Source organism: Streptomyces neyagawaensis (genome assembly GCF_023516595.1).
In the GTDB taxonomy this organism is placed as follows: Bacteria; Actinomycetota; Actinomycetes; order Streptomycetales; family Streptomycetaceae; genus Streptomyces; species Streptomyces neyagawaensis.
This window is the reverse complement of the sequence record NZ_JAMGBG010000005.1, coordinates 79,548-106,082: the sequence shown is the minus strand read 5'-3', so window position 1 is coordinate 106,082 and position 26,535 is coordinate 79,548. Positions and strand designations below refer to the sequence as shown.

Below are 26,535 nucleotides of genomic sequence, written 5' to 3'. Positions count from 1 at the left end.
CCGGGGAGGGTCAGTGGCCGCGTGGGGCGTACATGATGACGGCCATGCCGGCCAGGCAGATCAGCGCGCCCACGACGTCCCACCGGTCGGGGCGGTAGCCGTCGGCGACCATGCCCCAGGCGAGGGAACCGGCCACGAACACGCCGCCGTAGGCGGCGAGGATCCGGCCGAAGTTCTCGTCGCTCTGGAAGGTCGCGACGACGCCGTACAGACCGAGGGCGATGACGCCCGCGCCGACCCAGGCCCACCCCTTGTGCTCGCGGACGCCCTGCCAGACCAGCCAGGCCCCGCCTATCTCGAGGAGTGCGGCGACGAGGAAGAGGGCGGCGGAGCGAGCGACGGTCATGGGCGCGACCCTACCCACGGGGCCGTACCGGCTGTCCTCCCAGGGCGCGCTCCCGCCTCGGCGCCGTCATCGCTCGAAGCGGTATCCCATCCCCGGCTCCGTGATGAAGTGCTTCGGGTGCGACGGGTCCGCCTCCAGTTTCCGGCGCAGTTGTGCCATGTAGACCCGGAGGTAGTTCGTCTCCTTGCCGTACGACGGGCCCCAGACCTCCTGAAGCAGCTGCTTCTGGCTGACCAGACGGCCGGTGTTGCGCACCAGCACCTCCAGCAGCTGCCACTCGGTCGGAGTGAGGCGTACGTCCTCGCCGCCCCGGTTGACCTTCTTCGCGGCCAGGTCCACGGTGAACCCGGCGGTCTCCACCAGGACGTCCTCGCCGGCGGTGGGTTCGGCGCGGCGGACGGCCACCCGCAGCCGGGCCAGGAGTTCGTCCATGCCGAAGGGCTTGGTGACGTAGTCGTCGGCGCCCGCGTCGAGCGCCTCGACCTTCTCGTCCGAGGTGTGCCGGGCGGACAGCACGATGATCGGCACCCGGGTCCAGCCGCGCAGGCCCTTGATGACGTCGACGCCGTCCATGTCGGGCAGCCCCAGGTCGAGGACGACCACGTCGGGGTGGCGGGAGGCGACGAGCTGAAGGGCGGTGGCTCCGTCGGACGCCGCGTCGACGTCGTACTTGCGCGCCTTGAGGTTGATCACGAGCGCGCGCACGATCTGTGGCTCGTCGTCGATCACGAGCACCCGGGTCATCAGGTCTGCCTCTCGGTGGGTACCAGGTGGTGCGGCCCCGCGGTCGCCGCCGGTACGGGCTGCCGGGGTCCGGTGCCCGTTCCCGCGGCGCGGAGGGTCAGGACCATTGTGAGGCCGCCGCCGGGGGTGTCCTCCGCGGTGAGGGTGCCGCCCATGGCCTCGGCGAAGCCGCGGGCGACCGCGAGGCCCAGTCCGACCCCCGCACCACGCGGGGCGTCGCCGTGGCGCTGGAAGGGCTCGAAGATACGGTCCTTCGCCTCGTCGGGGACGCCGGGACCGCGGTCCACGACCCGGACCTCCACCCGGTCGGCCAGGGCGCTGGCAGCGACCACGACCGGCTCGCCGCGGGGGCTGTACTTGACGGCGTTCTCGACGACGTTGGCGACGACCCGTTCCAGGAGCCCCTTGTCCGTGACGACCATGGGCAGGGTCTCCGGCACGTCCAGGACGACCGTCTCCCCGGGGTCCGGTATGCCGCCCATCGCCATGGGGACGACCTCGTCCAGGTCGGTCTCCGTCATGAGCGGGGTGACGGTGCCGGTCTGCAGACGCGACATGTCCAGCAGATTGCCCACGAGGTGGTCGAGGCGGTCGGCGCCGTCCTCGATCGCCGCCAGCAGCTCGGCCCGGTCCTCCTTGGACCACTCCACGTCGTCCGAGCGCAGCGACGACACGGACACCTTGATCCCGGCGAGCGGGGTGCGCAGGTCATGGCTGACGGCGGCCAGCAGGGCGGTGCGGATGCGGTTGCCCTCGGCGAGTTCCTTGGCACGGTCGGCCTCCTGCCGCAGCCGTTGACGGTCCAGGACCACGGCTGCCTGGGCGGCGAAGGCGGCCAGCACCCGGCGGTCGGAGGCGGGCAGCACCCGCCCGGACAGCGCGAGCGCCATGTGGTCGCCGACGGGCATGTCGACGTCCGCGTCCTCGGGGCTCTCCGCGGGACGCGGGCCCACACTGCCGGCGCGTATCCAGGGGTCGACGTCGCTCGTCCGTTCCAGCAGCGCCGCCGACTCCATGGCGAAGGTCTCCCGGACGCGTTCCAGCAGCGCCTCCAGACTGGTCTCGCCACGCAGCACGCTGCCGGCCAGGAAGGAGAGGATCTCCGACTCCGCGCGCAGCCGGGCCGCCTGGTGGGTGCGCCGGGCCGCCAGGTCCACGACGGACGCCACCGCCACCGCCACCCCGACGAAGATCACGATGGCGAGGATGTTCTCGGGGTCGGCGATCGTGAGCGTGTGGAAGGGTGGGGTGAAGAACCAGTTCAGCAGCAGACAGCCCACCACGGCCGAGGCGAGCGCCGGGTGGAGACCGCCGAGCAGGGCCGCCGCCACCGTCAGCGCGAGGAACAGCAGCATGTCGTTGGCGAGACCGGCGTCGGGCCCGAGCCGGAGCAGCAGGGTGAGCAGGACGGGCCCCAGGACGCCGACGAGCCAGCCCGCGACGATCCGTGCCCGGCCGAGCCGGGCGCCGCGCGCCACCGGCAGTCCGCGCCCCTTGCCCGCCTCGTCGTGCGTGATCAGATGGACGTCCAGGTCGGGGCCCGAGTCGCGGGCCACCGTCGCGCCCACGCCCGGCCCGAACACGTACTGCCAGCTCTTGCGACGCGAGACACCCAGCACGATCTGGGTGGCGTTCACGCCGCGCGCGAAGTCCAGCAGCGCCGCCGGGATGTCCTCGCCCACGACGTGGTGGAAGGTGCCGCCCAGGTCCTCGACCAGGGTGCGCTGGACGGCCAGTTCCTTGGGCGAGGCGGAGGTCAGCCCGTCGCTGCGGGCGATGTAGACGGCCAGGACCTCGCCGCCCGCGCCCTTCTCCGCCAGCCGCGCCGCCCGCCGCAGGAGGGTGCGTCCCTCGGGACCGCCGGTCAGGCCGACGACGATGCGCTCCCGCGAGCCCCATATCGTCGACACCCGGTGCTCGCTGCGGTACTCCGTCAGGTACTCGTCGACCCGGTCGGCCACCCAGAGCAGGGCCAGCTCGCGCAGGGCGGTGAGGTTGCCGGGGCGGAAGTAGTTGGACAGCGCCGCGTCGACCTTGTCCGGCTTGTAGACGTTGCCGTGCGCCATGCGCCGCCGCAGCGCCTGCGGGTCCATGTCGACCAGCTCGATCTCGTGGGCGCGGCGCACCGTCTCGTCCGGTACGGTCTCCCGCTGCCGCACTCCCGTGATCGACTCCACCACGTCGCCCAGTGACTCCAGGTGCTGGATGTTCACCGTGGAGATGACGTCGATCCCGGCCGCCAGCAGTTCCTCCACGTCCTGCCAGCGCTTGGTGTTGCGGGAGCCGGGCACATTGGTGTGCGCGAGTTCGTCGACCAGCGCCACCCGCGGGCGCCGAGCGAGGACCGCGTCGACGTCCATCTCGGTGAAGACCGTGCCGCGGTACTCCAGCTCGCGGCGCGGGACCTCCTCCAGACCGTGCAGCATCACCTCGGTGCGCGGCCGCCCGTGGTGCTCCACGAAGGCCACCACGCAGTCGGTGCCGCGTTCGGTCCGGCGGTGCGCCTCGGACAGCATCGCGTATGTCTTGCCGACGCCCGGTGCCGCGCCGAGGTAGATCCTGAGCTTCCCGCGTGCCATGGTCTCGTCTCTGCTGTCGTCTGGTCTGGGCTGCTCTCGTGCGCGGTTCCGGCCGTGGGGTGGGCAGGGCTCACGTCTCGAAGCGGTAGCCCGTCCCCGGCTCGGTGATGAGGTGACGGGGTCGGGAGGGGTCCGCCTCCAGTTTGCGGCGCAGCTGGGCCATGTACACCCGCAGGTAGGGGGCCGGGTCGCCATGGGGCGGCCCCCACACCTGCCGCAGCAGGTCCTTCTGCGGGACGAGGCGGCCGGGGCTGGTGATCAGGATCTCCAGCAGATGCCATTCGGTCGCGGTGAGGAGGACGTCGTGCCCGTCCCTGGTGGCCTTCCTGGCGACCAGGTCGACGGTGAGGCCGTCCGTCTCGACCCGCGTCACGCCGGACGGGACGGGGGTGGCCTCCGTACGGCGGGCGGCGGCGCGCAGCCGGACCATCAGCGCGTCCATGGCGAACGGTTTGGTGATGTAGTCGTCGGCGCCCGCGTCGAGGGCCGCGGCCTTGTCCTCGGAGGCTGTCCGCGCGGACAGCACGAGGATGGGGACGGGGGTTCTGCCGCGCAGGGCCTTGTCGCGCAGGGCCTTGATGACGTCGACGCCGTCCATGTCGGGCAGACCGAGGTCGAGCATGACCACGTCGGGCCGGTGCGCGGCCGCCAGCCGGAGGGCCGTGGTCCCGTCGGGGGCCGCGTCGACCCCGTAGTGGCGGGCCCGCAGGTTGATGACGAGCGCGCGTACGAGCTGGGGGTCGTCCTCCACGACCAGCACTCGGGTCATCGGGGAGCGCCTTCCTGTTGTCGGCTCTGGTGGTCAGCTCTTGGCCAGGAGTTCCTTGAGCGCGATGTTGAGTGCGAGGACGTTCACCCGGGGCTCGCCGATGAAGCCGAGGGTGCGGTCCTCGGTGTGCTCGTCGACCAGGTGCCGGACCCGGGCCACGGGCAGGCCGTTCCGCTCGGCGACCCGGTGGACCTGGAGAGATTGGTCGCGCCCGAGAGGATCAGCTGGTAACGGGTGTCGACCGGGTTCTCGCCGAGACCGCCCGTCGGCCGGGGCTGGAAGGAGTCGAGGCTGTAGCCCTGTTGGCCGATCAGCGAGGAACCGACGACCTTCCCGTCGTACGAGATCTCCGAGCCGTTCGCCTTGTTGTGGAACAGCGCCTGGGCGACGCCGGTGACGGCCAGCGGGTAGAGGACGCCCGTGACCAGGGTCAGAGATGAGCAGGTCGATGAGCTTGATGCCGACGAAGGGGGCGATCGGTCCGACGATGCCGTAGATGGTGAGGTTGCGGCGGAGCAGGGCGACGGCCACGACCAGGCCGACGACGTTCTCGGCGGTCACAGCTTCGTCACCCCCTTGGCGACGAGAGCCGCCGGCGCGAACACCGCGATCGTGGTGACGACGAAGGCCACATCGACCATCGCGAACTCCTGGATGAGGTGCGGAAGTACGTCGGACTCCTAGAGGAGAACGCCGTCCGGGCGGAAAGCGGCCGCTCTTGACGAGTCCCTAACGGCCGCACGGGCGTCCTTGACGGACCCCTGACGGCGGCGCGGGCTTCCTCGACGCGCCTCCGACTCCGCGGCCCCGCGACCCGCCGGAACACGCGACAACCCCTGGATCCATATCGCGATATAGCGCTAGCCTGGTCCCGCGTCGCGGCCCGCGTCGCGCCGAGGCATTCGACAGGAGCAGGACGGAAGCATGCCGGGAGAGATCTCACCCACCGGGAAGCGCCTCGGCGCCGTGTCGTCGCCCGAGGTGCGGGCCTCCCACGCGGACCGCGACCGGGTGGTGGACGTGCTGCGCATCGCCGCGGGCGACGGCCTGCTGACCGCCGAGGAGCTGGACGAGCGCCTGGAAGCGGCCCTGTCGGCACGGACCCTGGGCGATCTGGTCCCGCTCACGGCCGACCTGCCGGCGTCGGCCGTGGCCGGCGCGGCCGGAGCGGAGGCCAAGGACCTGGTGCGGATCGAGCAGGTCCACAGCGGCCCGGTCGAGCGCCTGGGCCGCTGGGTGGTGCCGCGGAGACTGCAACTCGCGGTGACGTTCTGCGCGGTGACGCTCGACTTCACCGACGCGGTGATCACACACGACACCCTGCGCATCGACCTGAACATGACGGGAAAGACCCTGAAGCTGATCACGAGGCCGGGTGTCGTGGTCGACACCGACGGACTGCACCTGGTGCACAGCAAGGTCAAGTACCGGCCTGCTCCGACGAGTTCCGACACGCCGGTGATCCTGCGCGTGGAAGTGGTCGGCCAGAAGGCCCACGGCCGGGTGGTGGTCCGGGCACCGCACCACCGCCGTTGGCGATGAGACCGCCGTCGCTCACGAACTCCCGGCGCTGACGCGGCCGTTCGGCCGTCTCCCCGCACCGAGCGCGCGATGTGACACAGAGCACACGCGTCGGCCGATGATTCGAGCAGGGCCGCTCGGTCATATCAGCGACGACACCGACCCGAGGCAACGGACAGACAGGATCATCGACATGACCGCCACCGTGAAGGGCCCTGCCAGCTACTTCCCCTCCATCGAGAAGAAGTACGGCCGACCGATCGCCGAGTGGAAGGACCTCATCCGCTCCTCGCCGCTGACCAAGCACATGGAACTCGTGAACTGGCTGAAGACCGAGCACAACCTGGGTCACGGTCATGCCAACGCCCTCGTCGCCCACACCCTCGCGGAGGGGACCGGCGACTGAGTCGCTCCGCCCGCTCTCCCGCGTTCAGCTCCCGGGCTCCAGGCACACGACGGGTACGCGTTGGACGAGGTTGTTGGTGAAACCGCCCCGGTTCCAGGGCTGGTCCAGGGGTTGGGTGCGGCCCTCGGCGTCGGTGGCCCGTGCCATCAGGAGATGGTCGCCGGGCACGGCGGTCCACGCGAAGCGCCACCGGCGCCAGGCCCAGCGGTGTGCGCCCGTCGGCTCGACCTCGGCCTCGCCCCACCCGCGTCCCCCGTCCGTGCTGAGCTCCACCCGCGACACCGGCGCCCACCCCGACCAGGCACGCCCCTCCAACTCCACAGCGCCGGGCCGGACGACCCGCGCCCGCGACATGAAGTCGGGGAAGCCGGGCGGGATCAGCAGGGCGCGCGGTGCCATGCGGGTGACCGGCTCGCCCTCGTCCTCGGGGTGCTGCCGGAGCCGGTAGGCCACGGTCTGCTGGAATCCGGTGAACGTTCGGTCGGTCACGGTGATGTCGCGCAGCCACTTCACGTGCGCCATGCCGTACCAGCCGGGGACCACGAGGCGCAGCGGGCGGCCGTGCTGGGGAGGCAGCGGGGCACCGTTCATCGTGTGGGCGACCAGCACGTCGGCCCGGTCGCCGACAGCCACGTCCACGGGGAGGGCGCGCCGGTAGTCCTGTTCGACACCGCGCTCCACCCCGTGGTCGGCGCCGGTGAAGACGACGTCGACGGCACCGTCCTCGACCCCGGCGTCGGCGAGCAGCAGCCGCAGCGGGACGCCCGTCCACTCCGCGGTGCCGACGGCCTCGACCAGCCAGGGCTGGCTGACCGGCCGGGGCGTCAGCAGGGCCCGCCCGTTGCCGGCGCATTCCAGGGTGACGCGCAGGGTGACGGCGGGGTATGCGCGCAGATCCGCCGGGGTGAGGCGCAGGGGACGGCGGACGCCGCCGCCGATGGTCAGTTCCCAGGACGCCTCGTCGGCGACGTACGGGATGTCGTAGTGGGTGAGGACGTAGTGCAGTCCGGGCGGAGTGAGGTCGTACCGCAGGGCTTCCAGCGGCAGGCCGTGATTGCGCGCGGCCAGCGCCAGTTCGTCCCGGCCGATGCCTTCGTCCGGCCCGGCCAGCCGCGCTGGTGCGCTCACATCGGAGAGCCGACGCCCCATGCTCGTATTGTCCGCTTCTCAGACGGTGCCTGCACGGCGGTCACCCCTCGTCGGTGAGAGCGGCGGCGCCGAAGGAGACGTCGAAGCGGTCGCACCAGATGGTGACGCTGGTGTACCGGGAGGGGTCGACGCCGTCGGGCAGCGGGTAGTTCTGGCTTCCCTTGTTGCCCTTGAGCTTTCCGAGGCTGACGTGGGCGCCGTCGTCGAAGACGTGCCAGCCGGCCCGCCCTTCCTTCACCGGCGCGTCGGTCAGCCACACGCGCAGATCGGGGCCGTTACTGGTGTCGAGCCCCTCCAGCCGGACCACGTGCGAGCCGTCGGCGAGCCGTACCAGCCTCACCGTGCCCGTCGTCGTGTGCTCGTGGCTGATCAGATCGCCGCTCGACACGGTCACGGGTCCGGTCGGCGCCGAGCGGGAGTGCGACTCCTCCGGCTCCGCCGCGGGGCCCCGGGAGACGTCCACGACCGTACCGGGCAGGGCTTCCGTCACCGTCTCGTCCTGCCACAGCTTCCACGGCTGGAACCAGTACAGCCCGGCGGCCAGGGCCACGACCACCATCGCCGTCAGCCCGATGATCAGCGGTGTCCTCCGCTTGCGCGCCATGCCGTTCCTTCTTCCTGTTCCGTGATCCGTGCGTGCGCCCGTGCAACCGAGCATCCGTGTCGTCTCCTCCATTCAAGGCGGTCCGCAGTGCCCACGACCCGGCCAGGACGATGACGAAACCCTTACGTCGCGGACCCGGCCGTCGCCGTCCCACCGTCGCCGTCCCACCGTCACTGTCTTACGGAAGCGTGACGTGCCGGGCGTGGCCCTGGGGTGCGGTCGGTGGCCGGTTCTAGCGTGGGCCGCATGCGAGTACTGGTCACCGGCGGTGCCGGATTCATCGGGTCCCATGTCGTCGACGCGTTGGCGGAACACGGCCACGAGCCCGTCGTGTTCGACGTGGCGGTGGACGCGGGCGCGGACGTACGGGACCGCGACGCCGTCGCCCGCGCGCTGGACGGTGTGGACGCCGTGTGCCATCAGGCGGCGATGGTCGGCCTGGGCACGGGGTTCGCCGACGCGCCGGAGTACGTCTCGCGCAACGACCTGGGGACCGCCGTGCTGCTCACCGCCATGGCGGACGCGGGGGTGCGGCGGCTCGTGCTGGCGGGGTCGATGGTGGTGTACGGGGAGGGACGGTACGTGTGCGCGCGGCACGGCGTGGTGCGGCCGGGGCCACGGGACACCGCGGATCTCGACGCCGGGCGCTTCGAGCCGCTGTGCCCGGCGTGCGGGGCCGAACTGTCGCCGGGGCTGGTGGAGGAGGACGCGCCGGTCGACCCGCGCAATGTGTACGCGACGACGAAACTCGCCCAGGAGCATCTGGCGGCGGCCTGGGCCCGGGCCACGGGCGGAACCGCCGTCTCGCTGCGCTACCACAACGTGTACGGGCCCCGGATGCCGCGGGACACCCCGTACGCGGGGGTGGCGTCGTTCTTCCGTTCCGCGCTCGCACGCGGTGAGGCGCCCCAGGTGTTCGAGGACGGCCGTCAGCGGCGGGACTTCGTCCACGTCCGGGATGTGGCGGCGGCCAACGTGGCGGCGCTGGAGGCGGACACGCCCGCCGGCGTCCTCACGGTGTACAACACCGGGAGCGGCGAGCCGCACACCGTCGGGGAGATGGCGCGGGCGCTGGCCGCCGCGCACGGCGGACCCGACCCGGTCGTCACCGGGGAGTACCGGCTGGGCGACGTCCGGCACATCACCGCCGACTCGCGACGACTGCGGGCCGAACTGGGCTGGAAGCCGGAGGTCGGGTTCGCCGAGGGGATGCGGGAGTTCGCTCGGGCCGGGATGCGCGGGGCGTAGGGCCCCCTGGACCGGTGGTGCTGCCCGCTTTCAGGAAGCGGCCGCGGGCAGCACCACCTCGAAGCGGCAGCCGCCGGGGATGTTGCGTACGGAGGCGTGCCCCCGGTGGGCCTCCACGATTCCGCGGACGATGGCGAGGCCGAGGCCCGCGCCGGCCGGGGGTGTGCGGGCGTGGGTGCCGCGCCAGCCGGTGTCGAAGACACGCGGCAGGTCCTCCTCGGCGATGCCGCCGCAGCCGTCGGTCACGGAGAGCACCACGCCGTCCGGGGACCGCTCGGCCGCCACCGCGACCGTGCCGTCGGCGGGGGTCCGGCGGATCGCGTTGACCAGCAGGTTGGCGAGGACCCGGCTCATCTCCTTGCCGTCGACCTCGACCGGTACGGGTTCGACGCGCGCGGCGGCGAGCCGCACACCGTGCTCCCGGGCGAGCGGGTCGGCGCCCGCCAGGGCGTCCCCGACGAGGTCGTACAGGGACATCCGGGAGAAGGACAGAGTCAGGCTGCCCGCGTGGATGCGGGAGAGCTCGAAGAGGTCGCCGACCATGCCGTCGAGGCTCTCGACCTCGGTACGGATCTGCCGGAGATAGCGGTGGGGGTCGGCGGCGACCCCGTCCTCCAGTGCCTCGGCCATGGCGCGCAGACCCGCGAGGGGCGTGCGCAGGTCGTGGGAGATCCAGGCGACGAGTTCACGCCGGGAGGACTCCAGGGCGCGCTCGCGTTCCCTGGACGCGGCGAGCTTGGCACTCGTGGCGGCCAACTCGGCGCTGAGCGCGGCGAGTTCGGCCGTGGCCGGGCCGTCGGGGGCGGTGAAGTCGCCGCCGTCACCGAAGGACCGCGCGGCGATCTGGAGGGCGCGGCTGCGGGCGACGACCCAGCGGCCGAGGAGCAGCGCGGTGGCCAGGGAGACGACGGCGGCCATGGCGACGACCGTGGTGACGACGGTCAGGTCGTGCGGGGAGAGGAACATCGCCCAGGCGACGGCGAGGGTGCCGGCGAGCATGGCAGTCACGGCGACGGCGGCCACGACGGTGAGCGACGCGGTGAGCGAACGGCGGCGCAGCGGCCACAGCGCCAGCGCGCCCAGCCCTCCGGCGGCGACGGCGCCGAGGAACGCGTACAGGGCGATGAGCAGGGTGTCGCGCATCGTCAGTCCTTCCCGCCCTCGGAGGGGGCGTGCTGCGCGTCGCCGTCGGCGGGTGTGCGCGTGGGGTCGAAGCGGTAGCCGACGCCCCACACCGTCTGGATCAGCCGCGGTCGCGCCGGGTCGTCCTCGATCTTGCCGCGCAGTCGGCGGACGTGGACGGTGACCGTGGAGAGGTCGCCGAAGTCCCAGCCCCACACCTCGCGCATCAGGTCCTCACGGCTGTGCGCGCGGCCCGGATTGCGGAGGAAGAAGGCGAGGAGGTCGAACTCACGGAGGGTCAGGGCGAGTTCGATGTCGTCGCGGGTGGCGCGGCGGGCGGCCGGGTCAAGGCGGAGACCGGCCGAGCTGAGGACCCGGACGTCGGGTGCGGGCCGGGCGCGGCGCAGCACGGACTCGACGCGCAGGACCAGTTCGCGCGGGCTGAACGGCTTGGTGACGTAGTCGTCGGCGCCGACCTCCAGCCCCAGGATGCGGTCGTCCTCGTCGCCGCGCGCGGTGAGCATGATGACGGGGACCGGACCGCGCGCCCTCAACCTGCGGCACACTTCCAGGCCGTCCATGCCGGGCAGCATCAGGTCCAGCACGACCAGGTCGGGCCAGTGCGCGGCGGCGCGGGCCAGCGCGGCCGGGCCGTCGTCGGCGCGGTCCACCGCGTATCCGGCGCGGTCGAGGTATCCGGTGACGACCTCGGCGACCGTGGGGTCGTCGTCCACCACCAGGACGCGCGCGGCCGCCGGGGGGCTCGGTTGCTGTTCCATGCGGTCAGCCTCGCACCTCGCCGGGCGTTCGGGCGGCGCGGACCGGGAGGAGGCCGTCGACGTCCGTGTTTCGTAAGGAGACGGCGCCCGTTATGCGAAGTTCGTCCTCGTAGGGTGAAAGCCGTGACTACCTCTCCCCCGCCTTCGGGCGTCGACGTCGTGCTGCCCTGTCTGAACGAGGCGGAGGCCCTGCCCTGGGTGCTGGCCAGGATCCCGGCCGGCTGGCGCGCCCTGGTCGTGGACAACGGCTCGACCGACGGTTCGGCGGACGTCGCCCGCTCGTTGGGCGCGCATGTGATCCATGAACCGCGCCGTGGCTTCGGTGCGGCCTGCCATGCCGGGCTGACCGCCGCGACGGCCGACATCGTGTGCTTCTGCGACTGCGACGCCTCCCTCGACCCGTCCCTCCTCGTCCCCTTCGTCACCGAGGTCGCGGACGGGCGGTCCGACCTGGTGCTCGGCAGGCGACGTCCGCAGGGCCGGGGCGCGTGGCCCGCGCACGCCCGGGCCGGAAATCTGGCGCTGGCCCGGATGGTGCGCCGCCGCACGGGGCTGCGCCTGCACGACCTGGGCCCGCTGCGCGCCGCCCGCCGCGAACCGCTCCTCGCCCTCGGCCTGACCGACCGGCGCAGCGGCTATCCGTTGCAGATGGTGGTGCGTGCCGCCGACGCGGGCTGGCGCGTCACCGAGCACGACGTGCCGTACCGGCCGCGCACCGGGGCCTCGAAGGTGACGGGGACCTGGCGGGGCACCTGGCAGGCGGTACGGGACATGAGTCGCGTCCTCAACGAGACGCCGGCGCCCGTCGAGGCGGAGGGGGCCGGCCGATGACCACGCTCCTCGTGATCGCCAAGGAGCCGAGGCCGGGCCGGGTGAAGACCCGGCTGTGCCCGCCCTTCACCCCGGCCGAGGCGGCGGCGCTCGCCGAGGCCGCCCTCGCGGACACCCTGGACGCGGTGGCCGCGACGCCCGCGGACCGTCGTGTCCTGGTCCTGGACGGGGAGCCGGGCCCCTGGCTGCCGCCCGGCTTCGACGTCGTACCGCAGCGGGGCGGCGGGCTGGACGAACGGCTCGCCGCCGCCTTCGCCGGCTGCGACGGCCCCGCCCTGCTCGTCGGCATGGACACCCCGCAGCTCACCCCGGAGTTGATGACCGTGGACCTGGCGGGCTGCGACGCGTACTTCGGTCCGGCGGAGGACGGCGGTTTCTGGGCCCTCGGGCTCGCCGCACCGGACCCGGAGCTGCTGAGGGGGGTTCCCATGTCGACGTCCGTCACCGGTGCCGTCCAGCGGGCCCGGCTGACCGCCGCCGGTCTGCGGGTCCGCGACCTGCCGGCCCTCCGGGACGTCGACACGGCCGACGACGCCGAGGCCGTCGCCGCGGTCGCGCCGCACGGCCGGTTCGCGGCGGAACTGACCCGGCTGCGAGCGGTCAGCGGCCGATGAGCGGGCACGGGCAGGACACCATGCGGCGACCGATCCGGCCCTCGGATCCGGCTCGGCCCTCAGACCCGACCCGGCCCACGGATCCGGCCCGGCACTCGGACCCGGCCTGGGCCTGCGATCCCTACTCCGACGCCCTGCGCGCCGGCCGGGGCCCGCTGTTCCTGCGCCGGGGCGACGGCTGGATGCTGCCCCTGGAGGTGGAACGGTGGTGCGCCCGCGCCGACGAGGTGGACCTCCAGGTCCTGGAGCGGTGCGAGGGCGCCGTCCTCGACGTGGGGTGCGGGCCGGGGCGGCTGGTCGCCGAACTCGCCGCCCGCGGGCGGCCCGTGCTCGGCGTCGACGTCAGCCGGGCCGCCGTCGCCCGTACCCGGCGACTCGGCGGCCAGGCCCTCACCCGCTCGGTGTTCGAGCCGCTGCCCGGCGAGGGCCGCTGGGACACCGCGCTGCTCCTCGACGGCAACCTCGGCATCGGCGGCGACCCTGCCGCCCTGCTGCGCCGTCTGGCCCAACTGCTGTGCTCCGGCGGTCTGTTGATCGCGGAGACGGTGCCGATGGATGTGGACGAGCGGGCCGAGGTCCGCCTCGTGAGCAGCGCCGGGCCCGACGTCGGTGCCGAGGCCGCGTTCCCGTGGGCGCGGCTCGGCACACCGGCGCTGCTGCGGCACGCCCGCCGCCTCGGCTGGCGTGCCGCCGATCAGTGGACGGCGGGCGGGCGGTCCTTCGTCGCCCTGCGGGCCCGCAGCACCAGCAGCAGCGCCGAACCCCCGAACAGCAGGGCCGTGATCAGCAGCCAGCGGCCGAGGAAGCCACTGGCCGACATCCCGGTGGCGGACGCGTAGCGGTCCGCGACCCGCCCGCTGATCAGCGGGAACCACACCAGCAGGAGCAGCCCGGACAGGGCGGCGGGCACCCGCACGTACATGACTCGCGCCCGCCGTACCGGGGGCGGCGTGGCCGCCGCCCCCGCGCGGGGCCCGGCCGCCTCCTCGCGGGGCCCGGCCGTGTCCGCCGCGCGGGGCCCCGCCGTGTCCGCCGCCCGGACGAGCGCGCGGTCCGCCGCCGCGTACAGCGGCAGCAGGACGAGGTCGTGCACCACCGCGGCTCCCACGAACCACAGCGCGACACCGAACCAGTCGTCCGCGAGCAGCCGCACCCCGGCGTACCCGGCGAGCGCGAACGAGCCTGCCAGGAGCAGCAGTTGGAGGGGGCTGCCGAGCGGCAGCCGGTGCGTGGCCATCACAGGTCTCCGAACGTCATCCGTGCCACCCACTTGGTGTTGAGGACTCCGGGCGCGGCGGGCACGATGATCCGCGCGGGGTAGCCGTGGTCCGGGGACAGCCGCTCGCCGTTCACGTCCAGGGCGAGCAGGGAGCGGGGGTCGCGGACCTGGTTGGCGCGCAGGGCGGCGCGGCGGAAGGCGCCGTGCCGCTGGAGGGACTCCACCAGGACGTCGGGGGCGGTCCCGGGTTCGTGTCCGACGAGTGCGGCGAGGTCCCGCAGCCGTACGCCCCGCCACCACTGGTCGGAGGTGGACCAGCCCTCGACGCAGGCGATGGGCAGTGCCGCGCTGTGCAGGGGCAGTTCGGCCAGTTCGGCGCGGCTCAGCCGGACGGTGCCGGACGGCCCGGTGACGACCAGGCGCCATGCCTCCTCGCTCGTCTCCGCCGCGCTGATCCCTCTCGCCGCGGCCGTCTTGTTGATCTGGAAGCCGTTCGGTCCGCTGCCCGGCTCGGCACCGCCGTGCGGGGCGAGGAGGGCCGTGCGCCGCAGCGGTCCGTCGAAGTTCTGCCCGACGGTCGTCCCGAGCAGCAGCAGTGATCCGCCCCCGACCAGCCACACGGCACCGCGCCGCGACACGGTGGGCTCGGCCGGGTCCGGGGACACCAGCGAGGGTTCCTCCGCCGACACCGGGGGCGCGACCCCTTCCCTTCCGCCCGCCCGTGGCCCCGGTGGCGGAGCCCCGTCCTCCTCGCCCGCCCGCATCCGGCGCAGGTTGCGTACGGCTGTCGGCGCCCTCAGCGCCACATGGACGGCGAACGCCGCGAAGAACACCCACGCCCCGTAGAAGTGCAGGGGGTAGAAGGAGCCGGGAAAGACGTAGTCGAGCTGGATGTTGAGCACACCGGTCACGAACTCGAACAGCACACCGCCGACGAGCAGGAGCAGCGAGAGCCGCTCCAGGGCGTGGGCCACGGACCGCACCGGGGGCAGTTGGAACAGCCTCGGCACCACCGACCACAGCTTGGCCAGCAGCACCGGGACGAGCGCGATCCCGAGCGTGACATGGACGCCCTGGGTGAGCCGGTACAGCCAGGGCGGGTCCGTCGGCCAGGGGAACAGGTAGAAGCCGAGGAGGCCCTTGTCCGGGGTCTTGTCGTTGACCGGCGACAGATCCGGGTTGTACGCGGCGTACGACAGCAGTCCCGTCACGAACAGCACGGTGATCCCGGCGAGGAGGACCACGCCGAGGAGGGACGTGAACCAGGGGCCGCGCAGGGGGCTGCGCCAGAAGGCGGGCGAGGTAGGAGACCGTTCCATGCCACGACGCTAGGCCCGGGGCACCCCGTGCGGGGGCGCGCGACTCATGACGAAACGCTGACGTCCGCGCCCGTCGGGCGGGCACCGGCCGCTGTCCGGCCTAACGTCTCGGAGCGTGAACCGCGATCTCCGCCGCGACCTGTACACCGTCGCCGCCGCCGCGCTGCTCGTCGTGACGGCCGCGCTGGTCGGCGTCGCCGTCAAGCGCGCCAAGGACGTCCTGCACGTGGGGTGGCCGCCCCTGTACGCCAACTGGCTGCCCCACGCCGGCCCGGGCACGCCCGCCGCGCTCACCGTGGCCGTCGCCGTCGTGGCGTACGGCCCGGCCCTGGCCGCCCGGCTGCCCTGGCGGCCCCTGCTGTGGACCGCGTGGGCCACCGCCACGGCGTGGACGTTCTCCCTCGCCCTGGTCGACGGCTGGCACCGCGGGATCGCCCGCCGACTGACGACCCGGTACGAGTACCTCCGGGTCATCGACCGCTTCGACGACATCCCCCGCACCCTGCGGGACTTCACCCGGCACATCCTGCTCGGCTCCCCCGACCACTGGCCCCCGCACGTGGCGGGCCACCCACCGGGGGCCACGCTCACCTTCGTCCTCCTCGACCGGATCGGCTTGGGCGGCGGTGCCTGGGCGGGTGTCTTCGTCATCACGGTGGGGGCGGCCACCACGGCCGCGGTCCTGGTCACCGTACGGACGCTCACGGGCGAGGCCCTGGCGCGCCGTGCCGCCCCGTTCCTCGTGCTGTCCCCGGCGGCGGTGTGGGCGGGGACGTCGGCGGACGGGTACTTCGCTGCGGTCGCCGCCTGGGCCGTGGCGTTCCTGGCCCTCGCGGTGACCGGGCACCGGCCGCGGACGACCGCCTTCGCCGCGGGCCTCCTCCTCGGCCTCACGGTGTACCTGTCGTACGGCCTCACGCTCTTCGCCGTGCTGGTCACGGCCGTCCTGTTCCTCGGCACTCGACGCCGGGCGGTCGTCCCGTACGTGATCGGGGGGCTCTGCGTCGTCCCGGTGGCGTTCACCGTGGTGGGCTTCGACTGGTGGGAGGCGTACCGCCTGCTGGTGGAGCGCTACCACCAGGGAGCGGGCGGCTTCCGCCCGTACGGCTACTGGGTGTGGGCCAATCTCGCGTGCACGGTCCTGGTCGTGGGCCCGGCGACGGTGGCCGGCCTGCGCCGCGCGGGCGTCGCCCTCGCCCGGTGGGGCGCCTCGCCCGCCGTCGAGCGCCGTCTGGGGCTGCTGCTGGGCGCGGCCCTGTGCATGCTGCTCGTCGCCGACCTGTCCGGGATGAGCAAGGCGGAGACGGAACGGATCTGGCTGCCGTTCGCGATGTGGCTGCTCGCGGCGGGCGCCTTCCTCGACCGCCCCCGCGCCTGGCTGACCGCCCAGGCGACCCTGGCCCTGCTCCTCAACCATCTGCTGCTGACGGGCTGGTGAAAGGGGGCCTGAGCGGCGGACGGTGACGCGCAGGGCGGTGGGTGGCCCGGGTCCGCGGCCTCCGCGAGCCGCGGCCGGTCCGGGAGCGGCGCCGGGATCCTGATGCCCGCCCCGTCCTCGCTGAGCCGCCGACCGAGCGACCGCCGCGACGCCGGTCGGCGCGCGACCCGGGCTCCGGCTCCCGCAAGGGTGAGGAGGGGCGGCGGTCCCCTCCTACGGCGCACACCCGGCGGGTGTGCGCCTGGCGCGCCCCCACGACCTGCCGTTTTCCGGGGTCCATCCGGCCTTGCCGGCCGTTTGCGGTATGCGCAGATGGGGACCCGGCTGCTCATGACCACGACGCGACGCCGTCGGCTGCGGCAGAACCGGGTCCTGGCGCTCGGTCGCGGCCGGGACGCGCCGCACGGAACGTGGCTTGGCCACCCCGTGTATCCGCCGGCGATGCGGGTGCCGGTCGGCAGCTGGCTGTCCGTGGTCCCGCTCGATCCACGGCCCGGCCGCTCCGACCCCCGGATCATCGACGGCCGCGTCGAGATACGCCCGCGCCGGGACGACCGAGCCGAGCACGCGCGCACCGACCGGGAGACAGAGCGGGAACCGGGCGCCGCGAAGGAGGGTGTGCCCCATGGATCCCCTGGCCCCCACGTTTGACAACGGGAATGACACCGCAGTTGGCGCCGTAGCCGACAAGGCGGCTGACGACCGCCTCGCACCTCGCCTGCGCGAGCTCGTCCGGCGCACCGGTCGACGGTACTCCGCAGGGCACGACCGGCCGCTGGGCGGCTATCTCGCGTCCATGACGGGATTCGGGGCGTACGCGGCGGCCTGGGCCACGGCGGTACGGCTGCGCGGGCGTCCCCTGCCCGACCGGCCCCAGCCCTGGGACGTGGCCCTGACCTCGGTCGCCACCTTCCGGCTCAGCAGGCTCCTGAGCAAGGCGTCCGTCACCAGTCCGCTGCGCGCGCCCTTCACGCGGTACGTCGGCCCGCAGGGCCCCGCCGAGCTGCACGAGGAGGCGGAGGGCGGCAGGGGCACCGTCGGCGAGCTGGTGACCTGCCCGTTCTGCACGGGCGTCTGGGTGGTGTCCACCCTGACCGCCGGCCAGTTGCTGTGGCCGCGGGCAACCCGGACCGCCATGGGCGCCCTCGCTGCACTGGCCGGCGCGGACGCGCTGCACTTGGCGTACGGCGCACTGGTGAGCCGGACCACCGGGGACGACTGACCTTCCGCGCGGCTACAACGGCACCGTCGGCAGTTCAGGGTGACGGCGCGTAGTGGTGGGCAAGGGCGGCGGCGAGGTCGTGGAGGTGAGCCCTGGCTTCGGTGGGGCCGTGCACAGTGATGGCGCTCCCGAACGGCAGTAGCGCTCGCACATCCTCCAGACGCAGGAAGCGGATCGTCACCTTGTGGCCGATGGCGGATTCCTCATGGTCGTCCCGGACGAGTCGTCGGCCGAAGATCCGTCGCGCTCGTTCGATCTGGGTCCGGTCGATGGTGGCGCTGACCTCTATCGCGTGGTCGTGTTCCCACTGATCAACGAGCGCCGCGGCGACGGTGGCCAGGGTCTGCCTCTCGCGGATCCGTCGTGGCTGGTCGACCTCTTTCCACGCCGTGATCCGTTCGAGTCGGTACATCCATGGCACTCGGTCACAGTCGGCGACGAGGTACCAGATGCCGGCCTTGGCGAACAGTCCGTAGGGATCCACGACCACGTCGCGTGCGCATGATTCGCGGGGGCTGTCGTACTCGATCCGCAGTCGGCGGCCTCGCCGTACCGCACCGATCAGCGAAGCCGGAGTCGTGCCGGAAACTTGTGCCTGACGCCAGGGACGGCTGTCCACGTGCACTACGTCGGTGAGCGGCAGGAGCTCATGAACTCGACGTGATGACTGCGTAGCGGCGATCTTGGAGAGCGCGCGCCGGCTTTCGGCCGATGCGTCGAGCTCCGCACGCTGCCTCTCATCCAGCCCGGTGAGCGACAGATGATCACGCTCGCCCGGCGTGAGTCGCGTGAGGTCGAGCCCGGACCCGGGCAGCATGGTCACGCCCCCGAGACGGCCCCGTTGGGCGGACACCGGCAGACCAGCCTCGCGGAGCCAGTTCAGGTCCCGGGTGACGGTGCGAAGGGACACCCCGAGCGCTGACGCGAGCTCCTGTGTGGTCACGGCATCCCTCGATGTGAGGAGCAGCATCAGGGTGAAGAAGCGATCTGGGGTCACCCACCGATTTTTTCAAGGAATTGCGACACGATGCGGCGCATATCCCGGTCAGGCTGGTGGATCCGCACCTCCGACCTGCGAGAAGGAACAGCCATGACCACATCCGTGGTGTCCATCGTCTACGTGAACGACGCCCCCGCCGCAGCGCGCTTCTACGGCGACCTCCTCGGCATGAGCCCCTCGTTCGAGACTCCGGGATACATCACCTTCGCCCTCGGGCCAGGCGCTGACCTCGCCCTGTGGTCAGGCCAGTTCGAGGATCTGTCACCGGACGTCCCGCGCACCAGTGAAGTGTGTCTGGCCCTCGACGGTGGACCCGACGAGATCAACGCGATCTTCAAGCAGTGGAGTTCCAAGGGGGTCACCATCCTGGGCGAGCCGCATGATGCGGGGTTCGGGCTGACCTTCCTCGCAGCCGATCCCGACGGGAACCGTATCCGCGTCGCACCGCGGGACTGAAAGGCCGCGACGCGGCAGGCACGCACGTCAGGTGTCGCGCCTGCCGCCAACGGCTGTTCGCCACCCCCGACTCACGGTCCGCCGCTGTCGGCCACCGCCTCAGCCTCGATCTCGGTCTCGTCGGACAGCTCCTCCAACAACGCTGCCGCCGGCCGCCTCACCACCAGGCTCTGGACCTCGTACGACATCTCCTTGACGTGGGGAGCCGGTCGGGGGTGGTAGCGGCCCGCGCACACAGACAGGTTGACGATGAGGTAGGCGTACCAGGCACGTCCCACGCCTCGGCGGTCGGCGAACACCTGGCTGCCGTTCACCCACCAGATCACGGACCCCACGCCGAACTCGACGCGAAGGTCGACCCACGCGCCCGGGCGGATGGCGGAGTCGCGGTAGTAGAGGTTGGCGCCGCGGACGTGGTTGGTCAGCTCCAGGAGGTCGGGGTTGTCGGGGTGGTACTCAAAGACATCGATCTCCTGATCGCCGTCACGCCAGGTCCAGATGGCGGGCCAGGCCCCGATTTCGCGCGGCAGTCTGACCCGCGCCTCGAGAACGTCGCCCGCGCGGACGGTGAAACCCTCCTCACTCCCCTCTGTGGTGAGCAGGCCCGTCTTCCACCGACCGTCCTTGCGGAGCGTGGCGCGGAAGGTGCCCGAGCGGCTGTATGCGGGGTCCGCCGTCAGGTAATCCAGTTTGTTGTCGCCCGGGTTGATCGGTCCGCCGTTCGGATATGCCCACGAACGCCCTGCCACCCATTGACGGGTGGACGCGAAGTCCGCCGTGAAGACCACCCCGATTCGGGACGAAATCTCCTCAGCCGACGATGTTCCGTCGCATGCAGGATTCTCCATGTGCGGATGCTGCTCCTTACATGACTTCGGCATGCAAAGACCGATGAATCCCGAGAAAAGGTAACTCTGACGGGTGAATTCATCTGTCACCCCTTGCGCGAATGATTCGGCAGCAACGGCCGCCGTCGCCCCGGTCCCCTCCGCCGCCCGGCCCCGCTCGCCGCGCCGGTTCAGGACCGCCGCCCTACGCTCGGGGCATGCAACGCCGCCTGATGCACATGTCTGCCGAGGCCCAGGACGCTCTGCGCACCGCTCTGGAGGAACTCCGCGCGGAGCTGAAGGTCCCCCTGGCCTTCCCCAAGCGCGTGCTCAAGGCAGCCGAGGACGCCGCGAAGCACCCGCGCCTGCCCGAGAACGACAGGACGGACCTGCCGTTCTTCACGATCGACCCGCCGACCTCGAAGGACCTCGATCAGGCCATGCACCTGGAGCGGCGGCCCGGCGGCGGCTACCGCGTGTACTACGCCATCGCGGACGTGGCGGCCTTCGTCAAGCCCGGCGGCCCGGTGGACGCCGAGGCGCACGACCGGGTCGAGACGCTGTACTTCCCCGACCTCAAGGTGCCGCTGCACCCGCCCGTCCTGTCCGAGAGCAAGGCCAGCCTGCTGCCGAACGAGAAGCGTCCCGCCCTGCTGTGGCAGCACGACCTCGACGCGCACGGCAACCTGACCGACTCGTCCGTGAGCCGGGCCATGATCCGCAGCCAGAGGCAGCTCGACTACGCGGGCGCCCAGCAGGCCCTCGACAACGGCACGGCCGGGGATTCCCTCAAGCTGCTGCGGGAGATCGGCGAACTGCGCGAGGCGGTCGAGGTCGCGCGCGGCGGCATCTCGGTGAATCTGCCGGACCAGGAGGTCACCCTCAAGGACAGATCGTTCCAGCTGCGCTACGTGGCGACGCTGCCGGTCGAGGGCTGGAACGAGCAGATCTCCCTCATGACCGGGATGTCCGCGGCCCGGATCATGCTCGACACGGGTACCGGCATCCTGCGGACCCAGAAGGAGCAGGCCGATCAGAACGTGGTCAAGCGCCTGCACGACATCGCGAAGGCCCTGGGCATCGTCTGGCGGCCCGGCATCTCGTACGCCACGCTGGTCCGCAAGCTGGATCCCCGGAACCAGCAGCACATGGCCTTCCTCAGCGAGGCCACCGGCACGATGCCGAGGTCGGAGTACACCGTCTTCCGCGACGGCCGACTGCCGGAGTACACGACGCACGCGGCGATCGCGGCCCCGTACACCCACTGCACGGCTCCGCTGCGGCGCCTGGTCGACCGCTACACCGGTGAGCTGTGCGTGGCGGCGTGCGCGGACAAGGCCCCGCCGACCTGGGTGCTCGACGCCCTGTCCTGCCTCCCGTGCGACATGGCCCGGGGGAAGGGCGTCCCGGCGGACCGGCAGACCGTGGACCTGGCCGAGGCCGCGGTGCTCAAGGACCGCGTGGGCGAGGTGTTCGACGCCACGGTCATCGACACCGACGCGGAGCGGGGCAGGCCGCGCGAGGGCAAGGTGTTCCTGGCCGACCCCGCCGTGCTGGCCAAGGTCGAGTCGACCAACGGCCTGGAGCTCCAGCTCGGATCGAGCGTCAGGGCCACGCTCAAGCAGGCGGCCCCCGCCGCGGACGAGAACAAGGTCCTCTTCACCGTGCCGTAAGGGGTGTCCCGCGTGGCGGACGGCGCCCACCTCGTCCGCGCTGTCGGTCAAGGGGCGTAGTCGTAGAGGCCCCTGCCCGTCTTGCGGCCCAGCATGCCGGCCTCGACCAGGCGCCGTAGGAGCGGTGGCGGGGCGTACTGGGGCTCGCGGAACTCCTCGTGGAGGGCCTCCGCGATGGAGGTGACCACGTCGAGCCCGATCAGGTCGGCGAGCCGCAGCGGACCCATCGGGTGGGAGCAGCCCAGCGTCATGGCGTCGTCCACCGTCTCCGCCGACGCGTGGCCCGCCTCCACCATGCGTACCGCGGCCAGGAGGTACGGAATGAGCAGGGCGTTGACCGTGAAGCCGGCGCGGTCCGGGGACCGGATGACGCGCTTGCCGAGGATGTCCGTCACGAATTCCTCGGCCCGTACCGCTGTCTTCTCCCGGGTGAGGAGCGTGGGGACCAGCTCGACCAGCGGAAGTGCGGGCACCGGGTTGAAGAAGTGGACGCCGAACACCCGGCCGCCGTCGGCGGTGGCCCGGGCGAGTCTGAGGACCGAGAGGGAGGAGGTGTTGGAGGCGAGGATGGTCTCGGGGTCCTGGAGCACCTGGTCCAGCCTGGCGAACAGGTCGCGCTTGGCCTGCTCGTCCTCGCTGATCGACTCGATGACCAGCTGCCGGTCGGCCAGTTCCGCCAGGTCACTGGTGTACGACACCCGGGCCAGGGCGTTCTCGTGGTCCCGGTCGGTGATCCGGCCCTTGCCCAGCGCCCGGTCGAGCGAGCCGGTGAGCCGTGCCCTGCCCCTGGCGAGCGATGCGGGCGAGGACCCCGCGACCACGACGTCGACTCCGGCGAGGGCGCAGACGTGGGCGATGCCCGAGCCCATGACGCCGCAGCCCACGACTGCGACCTTCTGGATGGCGTTCATCGACCGGTCCCTTCTCGTCCGGTGACGACCGGCTCGGGCCCGGGGGTCGCCGGAGCGGCGTCGCGCAGCAGGTTCAGCCGGTCCTCGCCCACACGGTCCCGCAGGGCCTGATCGGTCACCCCGAGCCCGGGCCGGGGCGCAAGACACAGGACGCCGACCTTGCCGGTGTGCCGGTTGGTCTGTACGAGCCGGGCGGCCTCCGCCACCTCGGCGAGCGGGTGGACGGCGGAGAGCACCGGAACGAGGTGGCCGAGGCGGAACAGACGGTTGCACTCGGCCTGTTCCTGGAGGTTCGCGGCGTGGCTGCCCACGATCCGTTTGAGGTGCATCCACAAGTACCGGTTGTCGAAGCGGTGTTGATAGCCGGTGCTGGATCCGCAGGTGACCACGGTGCCGCCGCGGCGGACGACGAAGACCGAGATACCGAACGTGGCCCTGCCTATGTAGTCGAACACGACGTGCGGGTCCTCGCCGGTCTCGGCGCGGATGATCCTGCCGAGGCGTTTGCCGGCCTCTATGGTCGCGTCCGGGTCGTCGGCGAGATCGCCGTCCAGGCCGATGTCGGCGCGGTTGATGACGACGTCGCAGCCGAGCGCCCGCGCCCGTCGGCTCTTCTCCTCCGTGCTGACGACACCCACGGCGATGCCGCCGGCGTTCTTCACCAGCTGGACGGCGTAGGCGCCGAGTCCGCCGGTGGCGCCCCAGATCAGCACGATGTCGCCCTGTTTGATCCGGGCGCCCCGGTCGCTGACGAGCATCCGGTAGGAGGTGGCCGCGCACAGCATCGTCGAGGCGGCTTCCTCCCAGGTGAGGTGGCCCGGCTTGGGGAGCAGTTGGCTGGCCCGCACCACCGCGTAGTGGGCCAGTCCGCCGAAGTTCGTCTCGAAACCCCAGATGCGCTGCTCGGCACCGAGCATGCCGTCGGCGTGGGTGGCGGGTTCCTGGTCGTCCACCTGGACGCAGCTGACGACGACGTGCTCGCCCACCTGCCAGCGCCGTACCCCGGCACCCGTCCGGACGATGACCCCGGCGGCGTCCGATCCGACGACGTGCTGGGGCCGGTCGTGCCGGGCGGCGGATCCGCCCTGGCGGCCCAGTCTGCGCAGGAAGGTGAAGGTCGGTACGGGTTCGAAGGTCGCCGACCAGACGGTGTTGTAGTTGATGGAGCTGGCCATCACGGCGATCAGTACTTCGTCCACGGCCAGTTCGGGCATGGGTACGGGACCGACCCGGAGGGTGCGGCGTACGTCCCGGTCGGCGGCGTCGCCGAACACGTCCACGTCCTCGGCGCGCAGATGCGCGGCGGTGTACTCGGTGGGCAGGGGTTCCTTCGCCAGCCGGTCGGGGGGCGCGCCGGCAAGCACGGCTTCGGCCAAGGGGTCCATGGGGGGCTCCTCAATTGTCGTCACTGGGCGGTCCGCGGGCGGGCGCGGACCGGCCGAGGGGGCGGCAGCACGAAAAGGACGGCTGCGGGAGGTGGGGGGGGAGGGGGGACGGCGAGAGGCGGGGAAGAGGGGAAGGCGAAGGGCTGGCGAGCGGGGAGGGCGGCGACGTCCGGGAGGACGGGCCGGGCGGCGGTCCACGGCCGCCCGGGGTTCACCCGGACGCGGCCCGGGGCGCCACGAGTTGTGGCAGCCGTGCCCGTAGTTCACCGACCAGCCGGCGGCCGACCAGGTCGACGCCGGTCCGCTCCGCCTCGGCGAGGGCCTCGACGAGTCCGGCGCGGTCGTCGTCCGTCCAGTTCACGGTCGGCGGGCGCAGTAGGTACGTGCCTTCCGGCTCCCCCGCCCGGCCCGGGCGAACGCTCCGGACGAGGGTGTGCAGATACCACCGGAGCAGGCAGCGCAGTGTCTCCACCTGGTGCTCCGGACGCTCCTCGGCGTCGGCGCGTTCACGGGCGTACGCGCGCACCAGGGCGTCGAGGTGGTAGCGGGAGTGGTCGTGCTCGCGCAGCAGGTGTGCGTCGACCAGCACGTCGAGCACGTCCTCGGCGTTCTCCTGGGAACAACCCAGCAGCACCGCCGCGGTTTCGCCGCGGACGTACGGCATGTTGCCCGCGCCGAGTCTGCGGAACGCCGCCGCGAGATCGATGCCGTGCACGGACCGGCCGCGCAGGGCGGCGTATCCCGCGTCGAGTCCGGCGCGGACCGACAGGTCGCCGATGTGCAGTTCGTCGAGCAGGCGCCGCTGTTCGAGCAGGCGGTGGGCCAGGGCTCCGAGGCTGCGGCGGGGTCGTGAGCGCAGCCGGGTGCCGACGATGCGCAGGGCCAGCGGCACACCGGCGCACGCTTCGACGAGCCGGTGTGCGGCGGGGCGTTCGGCGTCCATGCGGGAACGGCCGGCGAATCGTTCCAGCAGTTGCAGCGAGGCTTCCTCGTCGAGCGCGTCCAGGGTGACGTCGTGGACCCCTTCGAGGTCGGCGAGCCGGTAGCGGCTGGTGACGATCACCCGGCTTCCGCCGCTGCCGGGGATGAGGGGGCGGACCTGGGCGGTGCTCGCGGCGTCGTCGAGCACGATGAGCATGCGGCGGTCGGCGACCAGGGACCGGAAGAGGGAGGTGCGGTTGACCATCGTTCTCGGCACCGCCACATCGGGTACCCCGAGGCCGACGAGCAACCGGGTGAGGACCTCGGCGGGTTGCGCGGGGTTCCCCGTGCTGCCCTCCAGGTCCGCGTAGACCTGTCCGTCGGCGAAGTCACCGCGGACGGAGTGGGCCGCGTGCAGTGCCAGCGCGGTCTTGCCGATGCCGGCGGCACCGTTGATCACGACCGTGGTGCCCGGGTCCGCGGCGGGCGGCGTGCCGCGCAGCAGCCGTCCCAGCACGGCGGTCTCCCGGCCGCGGGCGGTGAAGTCCGCTACACCCTGCGGCAGTTGGGCGGGGGTCGGCCAGCCGGGCCAGGGCCGGCCGGGGCCGCCGTGTACCTCGGGGCGCTCCTCGATGGCGGCCCGGTGCCGCGGCGGCTCGTCCTCGGCGCACAGGATGCGCCGCTGGACGGCCCGTAGTTCGGAGCCGGGCTCGGTGCCGAGCTGATCGATGAGCGCGGCGCGGGTCCGCTGGAACAGGTCGAGGGCCTCCGGCTGCTGGCCCGAGCGGAACAGCGCCAGCATGAGACGGCCGATGAGCCCCTCGTGGAGCGGGTGTTCCCGCACCATCTGCCACAGCTCGGGCAGGATCTCGGCATGGCGCTGCAGTTCGAGGTCGAGGTCCACGCACCAGATGCGGGTCTGCAGATGGAGCCGCTGCAGATGAGAGACCTCCATGTCCTGAAGAGTGCGCGAGGGTATGTCCATCAGCGGGTCGTGCCGCCACAGGGCGAGCGCCCTGCGAAGTTCCTCGGCGGCTTCCGCGGTGCGGCCCGCCTGGACGAGGGTGTCGGCGGTCTTCCGGTGGGCGGTGAACCGTCCGAGGTCGGTCTCGTCCTCCTCCAGTTCGATCAGATAGCCGGGCGCTCGGGTGGTGATCCTCGCCCTCCCTGCCCTGCCCAGGACCTGACGCAACCTCATGACATAGGTGCGGATCGTGGCGACGGCGCTGGGCGGCGGGGTGCCGTCCCAGACAAAGCTCGCGATGTTGTCCACCGGGACCACTCGGTTCGCGTTGAGCACGAGGGCGGCGAGGATCACCCGCTGTCTCGCGGCGGGCACTCTCAACTCGTTCCCGCCCGACCGGATGACCAGGGGACCTAACAACAAGAACTCCATAACTGCCTCACCCCTACGAAAACATGATGCGATTCCGTCGATCGCGAGGTCCCCCG

26 protein-coding genes and 2 pseudogenes are annotated in these 26,535 nt (G+C 72.3%); 12 read left to right on the top strand and 16 right to left on the bottom strand.

Annotated elements, in window-relative coordinates; all coding sequences use genetic code 11:
* Positions 1-10: 10 nt before the first annotated feature.
* The 5 genes and pseudogenes from M8J73_RS02830 to M8J73_RS02810 form a co-directional block, all read right to left on the bottom strand.
* Complete coding sequence (locus M8J73_RS02830) at positions 11-346, bottom strand: YnfA family protein (protein ID WP_055540781.1); 336 nt, start codon at positions 344-346, stop codon at positions 11-13.
* Between the two features lie 66 nt (positions 347-412).
* Entirely contained in the window at positions 413-1,090 is a 678-nt protein-coding gene (locus tag M8J73_RS02825; RefSeq protein ID WP_055540782.1) for a response regulator, read from the bottom strand.
* The gene (locus tag M8J73_RS02820) at positions 1,090-3,669 is read right to left on the bottom strand and encodes a sensor histidine kinase (protein WP_055540783.1); all 2,580 of its coding nucleotides are present in this window, start codon (positions 3,667-3,669) and stop codon (positions 1,090-1,092) included. Before M8J73_RS02820 ends, M8J73_RS02825 begins: the two co-directional genes overlap by 1 nt.
* 70 nt (positions 3,670-3,739) lie before the next feature.
* Entirely contained in the window at positions 3,740-4,438 is a 699-nt protein-coding gene (locus tag M8J73_RS02815) for a response regulator (protein WP_055540784.1), read from the bottom strand.
* 33 nt (positions 4,439-4,471) lie between these two features.
* Positions 4,472-4,872: pseudogene (locus M8J73_RS02810) on the bottom strand (potassium-transporting ATPase subunit C).
* Here M8J73_RS02810 and M8J73_RS02805 point away from each other — a divergent pair.
* From M8J73_RS02805 to M8J73_RS02795, 3 genes are all read left to right on the top strand, one after another.
* Positions 4,859-5,122, top strand: coding sequence for a hypothetical protein (locus M8J73_RS02805; RefSeq protein ID WP_157873235.1), 264 nt, complete (start codon positions 4,859-4,861; stop codon positions 5,120-5,122). The pseudogene M8J73_RS02810 and the gene M8J73_RS02805 sit on opposite strands and share 14 nt — an antisense overlap.
* A gap of 240 nt (positions 5,123-5,362) precedes the next feature.
* Positions 5,363-5,980 (top strand): DUF1707 SHOCT-like domain-containing protein, encoded by a 618-nt coding sequence (locus M8J73_RS02800; RefSeq protein ID WP_055540785.1) that lies wholly within the window; start codon positions 5,363-5,365, stop codon positions 5,978-5,980.
* A 172-nt stretch (positions 5,981-6,152) separates the two neighbouring features.
* Positions 6,153-6,365: a DUF4287 domain-containing protein gene (locus M8J73_RS02795; protein WP_055540786.1), complete on the top strand. Its 213-nt coding sequence runs from the start codon at positions 6,153-6,155 to the stop codon at positions 6,363-6,365.
* Between the two features lie 24 nt (positions 6,366-6,389).
* Here the strand turns inward: M8J73_RS02795 and M8J73_RS02790 are convergent, their stop codons facing one another.
* Entirely contained in the window at positions 6,390-7,514 is a 1,125-nt protein-coding gene (locus M8J73_RS02790) for a sulfite oxidase (RefSeq protein ID WP_249828184.1), read from the bottom strand.
* A 40-nt stretch (positions 7,515-7,554) separates the two neighbouring features.
* Positions 7,555-8,118 carry a DM13 domain-containing protein gene (locus M8J73_RS02785; RefSeq protein WP_055541070.1) on the bottom strand — a complete coding sequence of 188 codons (564 nt, stop codon included), beginning with the start codon at positions 8,116-8,118 and terminating at the stop codon, positions 7,555-7,557.
* Between the two features lie 246 nt (positions 8,119-8,364).
* Between M8J73_RS02785 and M8J73_RS02780 the strand changes: the two genes are divergently transcribed.
* The gene (locus M8J73_RS02780; RefSeq protein ID WP_055541071.1) at positions 8,365-9,366 is read left to right on the top strand and encodes an NAD-dependent epimerase/dehydratase family protein; all 1,002 of its coding nucleotides are present in this window, start codon (positions 8,365-8,367) and stop codon (positions 9,364-9,366) included.
* Between the two features lie 30 nt (positions 9,367-9,396).
* Here the strand turns inward: M8J73_RS02780 and M8J73_RS02775 are convergent, their stop codons facing one another.
* Both M8J73_RS02775 and M8J73_RS02770 read right to left on the bottom strand, forming a co-directional pair.
* Complete coding sequence (locus tag M8J73_RS02775) at positions 9,397-10,509, bottom strand: sensor histidine kinase (protein WP_055541072.1); 1,113 nt, start codon at positions 10,507-10,509, stop codon at positions 9,397-9,399.
* Between the two features lie 2 nt (positions 10,510-10,511).
* On the bottom strand, positions 10,512-11,267 hold the full coding sequence (locus M8J73_RS02770; protein WP_055541073.1) for a response regulator transcription factor: 756 nt from the start codon (positions 11,265-11,267) through the stop codon (positions 10,512-10,514).
* 114 nt (positions 11,268-11,381) lie between these two features.
* Here M8J73_RS02770 and M8J73_RS02765 point away from each other — a divergent pair, with 114 nt between their 5' ends.
* From M8J73_RS02765 to M8J73_RS02755, 3 genes and pseudogenes are all read left to right on the top strand, one after another.
* Entirely contained in the window at positions 11,382-12,098 is a 717-nt protein-coding gene (locus M8J73_RS02765; protein WP_055541074.1) for a glycosyltransferase family 2 protein, read from the top strand.
* Positions 12,095-12,712 (top strand): TIGR04282 family arsenosugar biosynthesis glycosyltransferase, encoded by a 618-nt coding sequence (locus M8J73_RS02760; RefSeq protein ID WP_249828183.1) that lies wholly within the window; start codon positions 12,095-12,097, stop codon positions 12,710-12,712. Before M8J73_RS02765 ends, M8J73_RS02760 begins: the two co-directional genes overlap by 4 nt.
* A pseudogene (locus tag M8J73_RS02755) lies at positions 12,709-13,272 on the top strand (class I SAM-dependent methyltransferase); the annotation flags it as partial. The gene M8J73_RS02760 and the pseudogene M8J73_RS02755, both read left to right, overlap by 4 nt.
* Positions 13,273-13,406: 134 nt before the next feature.
* On the opposite strand, the gene M8J73_RS45445 reads toward M8J73_RS02755, so the two are convergent.
* Positions 13,407-13,949: a hypothetical protein gene (locus tag M8J73_RS45445; protein WP_372503881.1), complete on the bottom strand. Its 543-nt coding sequence runs from the start codon at positions 13,947-13,949 to the stop codon at positions 13,407-13,409.
* On the bottom strand, positions 13,949-15,250 hold the full coding sequence (locus M8J73_RS02750) for a molybdopterin-dependent oxidoreductase (protein WP_055542582.1): 1,302 nt from the start codon (positions 15,248-15,250) through the stop codon (positions 13,949-13,951). Before M8J73_RS02750 ends, M8J73_RS45445 begins: the two co-directional genes overlap by 1 nt.
* A 115-nt stretch (positions 15,251-15,365) precedes the next feature.
* Between M8J73_RS02750 and M8J73_RS02745 the strand changes: the two genes are divergently transcribed.
* The 3 genes from M8J73_RS02745 to M8J73_RS02735 all read left to right on the top strand — a co-directional run bounded on the left by M8J73_RS02745 (position 15,366) and on the right by M8J73_RS02735 (position 17,910).
* A complete protein-coding gene (locus tag M8J73_RS02745) occupies positions 15,366-16,688 on the top strand; it encodes a hypothetical protein (protein ID WP_055542583.1) in 1,323 nt (440 codons plus the stop codon).
* A gap of 330 nt (positions 16,689-17,018) precedes the next feature.
* Positions 17,019-17,339, top strand: a complete 321-nt coding sequence (locus M8J73_RS02740; protein ID WP_157873361.1) for a hypothetical protein — start codon at positions 17,019-17,021, stop codon at positions 17,337-17,339.
* Positions 17,314-17,910, top strand: coding sequence for a DUF1360 domain-containing protein (locus M8J73_RS02735; protein ID WP_055542585.1), 597 nt, complete (start codon positions 17,314-17,316; stop codon positions 17,908-17,910). The genes M8J73_RS02740 and M8J73_RS02735 overlap by 26 nt, the downstream gene beginning before the upstream one ends.
* Positions 17,911-17,944: 34 nt before the next feature.
* Here the strand turns inward: M8J73_RS02735 and M8J73_RS02730 are convergent, their stop codons facing one another.
* Positions 17,945-18,907, bottom strand: a complete 963-nt coding sequence (locus M8J73_RS02730) for a helix-turn-helix transcriptional regulator (protein ID WP_055542586.1) — start codon at positions 18,905-18,907, stop codon at positions 17,945-17,947.
* Between the two features lie 93 nt (positions 18,908-19,000).
* Here M8J73_RS02730 and M8J73_RS02725 point away from each other — a divergent pair, with 93 nt between their 5' ends.
* Positions 19,001-19,366, top strand: a complete 366-nt coding sequence (locus M8J73_RS02725; RefSeq protein WP_055542587.1) for a VOC family protein — start codon at positions 19,001-19,003, stop codon at positions 19,364-19,366.
* Positions 19,367-19,437: 71 nt separating this feature from the next.
* Here the strand turns inward: M8J73_RS02725 and M8J73_RS02720 are convergent, their stop codons facing one another.
* Positions 19,438-20,214 (bottom strand): LamG domain-containing protein, encoded by a 777-nt coding sequence (locus tag M8J73_RS02720; RefSeq protein WP_055542588.1) that lies wholly within the window; start codon positions 20,212-20,214, stop codon positions 19,438-19,440.
* 197 nt (positions 20,215-20,411) lie between these two features.
* On the opposite strand from M8J73_RS02720, the gene M8J73_RS02715 reads away from it, so the two are divergent.
* Positions 20,412-21,866 carry an RNB domain-containing ribonuclease gene (locus tag M8J73_RS02715; RefSeq protein ID WP_055542589.1) on the top strand — a complete coding sequence of 485 codons (1,455 nt, stop codon included), beginning with the start codon at positions 20,412-20,414 and terminating at the stop codon, positions 21,864-21,866.
* A 47-nt stretch (positions 21,867-21,913) separates the two neighbouring features.
* Here M8J73_RS02715 and M8J73_RS02710 read toward each other — a convergent pair whose 3' ends face one another.
* From M8J73_RS02710 to M8J73_RS02700, 3 genes are all read right to left on the bottom strand, one after another.
* Entirely contained in the window at positions 21,914-22,777 is an 864-nt protein-coding gene (locus M8J73_RS02710; RefSeq protein WP_055542590.1) for a 3-hydroxybutyryl-CoA dehydrogenase, read from the bottom strand.
* Positions 22,774-24,162, bottom strand: coding sequence for a crotonyl-CoA carboxylase/reductase (gene ccrA, locus M8J73_RS02705; RefSeq protein WP_055542591.1), 1,389 nt, complete (start codon positions 24,160-24,162; stop codon positions 22,774-22,776). Before ccrA ends, M8J73_RS02710 begins: the two co-directional genes overlap by 4 nt.
* A gap of 211 nt (positions 24,163-24,373) precedes the next feature.
* Complete coding sequence (locus tag M8J73_RS02700; RefSeq protein WP_308408331.1) at positions 24,374-26,422, bottom strand: AfsR/SARP family transcriptional regulator; 2,049 nt, start codon at positions 26,420-26,422, stop codon at positions 24,374-24,376.
* Between the last annotated feature and the right edge of the window lie 113 nt (positions 26,423-26,535).

Bases quoted from the DNA above. Each gene is read 5' to 3' on its own strand.
- M8J73_RS02830 (WP_055540781.1), bottom strand. From the start codon at position 346: ATGACCGTCGCTCGCTCCGCCGCCCTCTTCCTCGTCGCCGCACTCCTC.
- M8J73_RS02825 (WP_055540782.1), bottom strand. From the start codon at position 1,090: ATGACCCGGGTGCTCGTGATCGACGACGAGCCACAGATCGTGCGCGCG.
- M8J73_RS02820 (WP_055540783.1), bottom strand. From the start codon at position 3,669: ATGGCACGCGGGAAGCTCAGGATCTACCTCGGCGCGGCACCGGGCGTC.
- M8J73_RS02815 (WP_055540784.1), bottom strand. From the start codon at position 4,438: ATGACCCGAGTGCTGGTCGTGGAGGACGACCCCCAGCTCGTACGCGCG.
- M8J73_RS02800 (WP_055540785.1), top strand. From the start codon at position 5,363: ATGCCGGGAGAGATCTCACCCACCGGGAAGCGCCTCGGCGCCGTGTCG.
- M8J73_RS02795 (WP_055540786.1), top strand. From the start codon at position 6,153: ATGACCGCCACCGTGAAGGGCCCTGCCAGCTACTTCCCCTCCATCGAG.
- M8J73_RS02790 (WP_249828184.1), bottom strand. From the start codon at position 7,514: ATGGGGCGTCGGCTCTCCGATGTGAGCGCACCAGCGCGGCTGGCCGGG.
- M8J73_RS02785 (WP_055541070.1), bottom strand. From the start codon at position 8,118: ATGGCGCGCAAGCGGAGGACACCGCTGATCATCGGGCTGACGGCGATG.
- M8J73_RS02780 (WP_055541071.1), top strand. From the start codon at position 8,365: ATGCGAGTACTGGTCACCGGCGGTGCCGGATTCATCGGGTCCCATGTC.
- M8J73_RS02775 (WP_055541072.1), bottom strand. From the start codon at position 10,509: ATGCGCGACACCCTGCTCATCGCCCTGTACGCGTTCCTCGGCGCCGTC.
- M8J73_RS02770 (WP_055541073.1), bottom strand. From the start codon at position 11,267: ATGGAACAGCAACCGAGCCCCCCGGCGGCCGCGCGCGTCCTGGTGGTG.
- M8J73_RS02760 (WP_249828183.1), top strand. From the start codon at position 12,095: ATGACCACGCTCCTCGTGATCGCCAAGGAGCCGAGGCCGGGCCGGGTG.
- M8J73_RS45445 (WP_372503881.1), bottom strand. From the start codon at position 13,949: ATGGCCACGCACCGGCTGCCGCTCGGCAGCCCCCTCCAACTGCTGCTC.
- M8J73_RS02750 (WP_055542582.1), bottom strand. From the start codon at position 15,250: ATGGAACGGTCTCCTACCTCGCCCGCCTTCTGGCGCAGCCCCCTGCGC.
- M8J73_RS02740 (WP_157873361.1), top strand. From the start codon at position 17,019: ATGACCACGACGCGACGCCGTCGGCTGCGGCAGAACCGGGTCCTGGCG.
- M8J73_RS02735 (WP_055542585.1), top strand. From the start codon at position 17,314: ATGGATCCCCTGGCCCCCACGTTTGACAACGGGAATGACACCGCAGTT.
- M8J73_RS02725 (WP_055542587.1), top strand. From the start codon at position 19,001: ATGACCACATCCGTGGTGTCCATCGTCTACGTGAACGACGCCCCCGCC.
- M8J73_RS02720 (WP_055542588.1), bottom strand. From the start codon at position 20,214: ATGGAGAATCCTGCATGCGACGGAACATCGTCGGCTGAGGAGATTTCG.
- M8J73_RS02715 (WP_055542589.1), top strand. From the start codon at position 20,412: ATGCAACGCCGCCTGATGCACATGTCTGCCGAGGCCCAGGACGCTCTG.
- M8J73_RS02710 (WP_055542590.1), bottom strand. From the start codon at position 22,777: ATGAACGCCATCCAGAAGGTCGCAGTCGTGGGCTGCGGCGTCATGGGC.
- ccrA (WP_055542591.1), bottom strand. From the start codon at position 24,162: ATGGACCCCTTGGCCGAAGCCGTGCTTGCCGGCGCGCCCCCCGACCGG.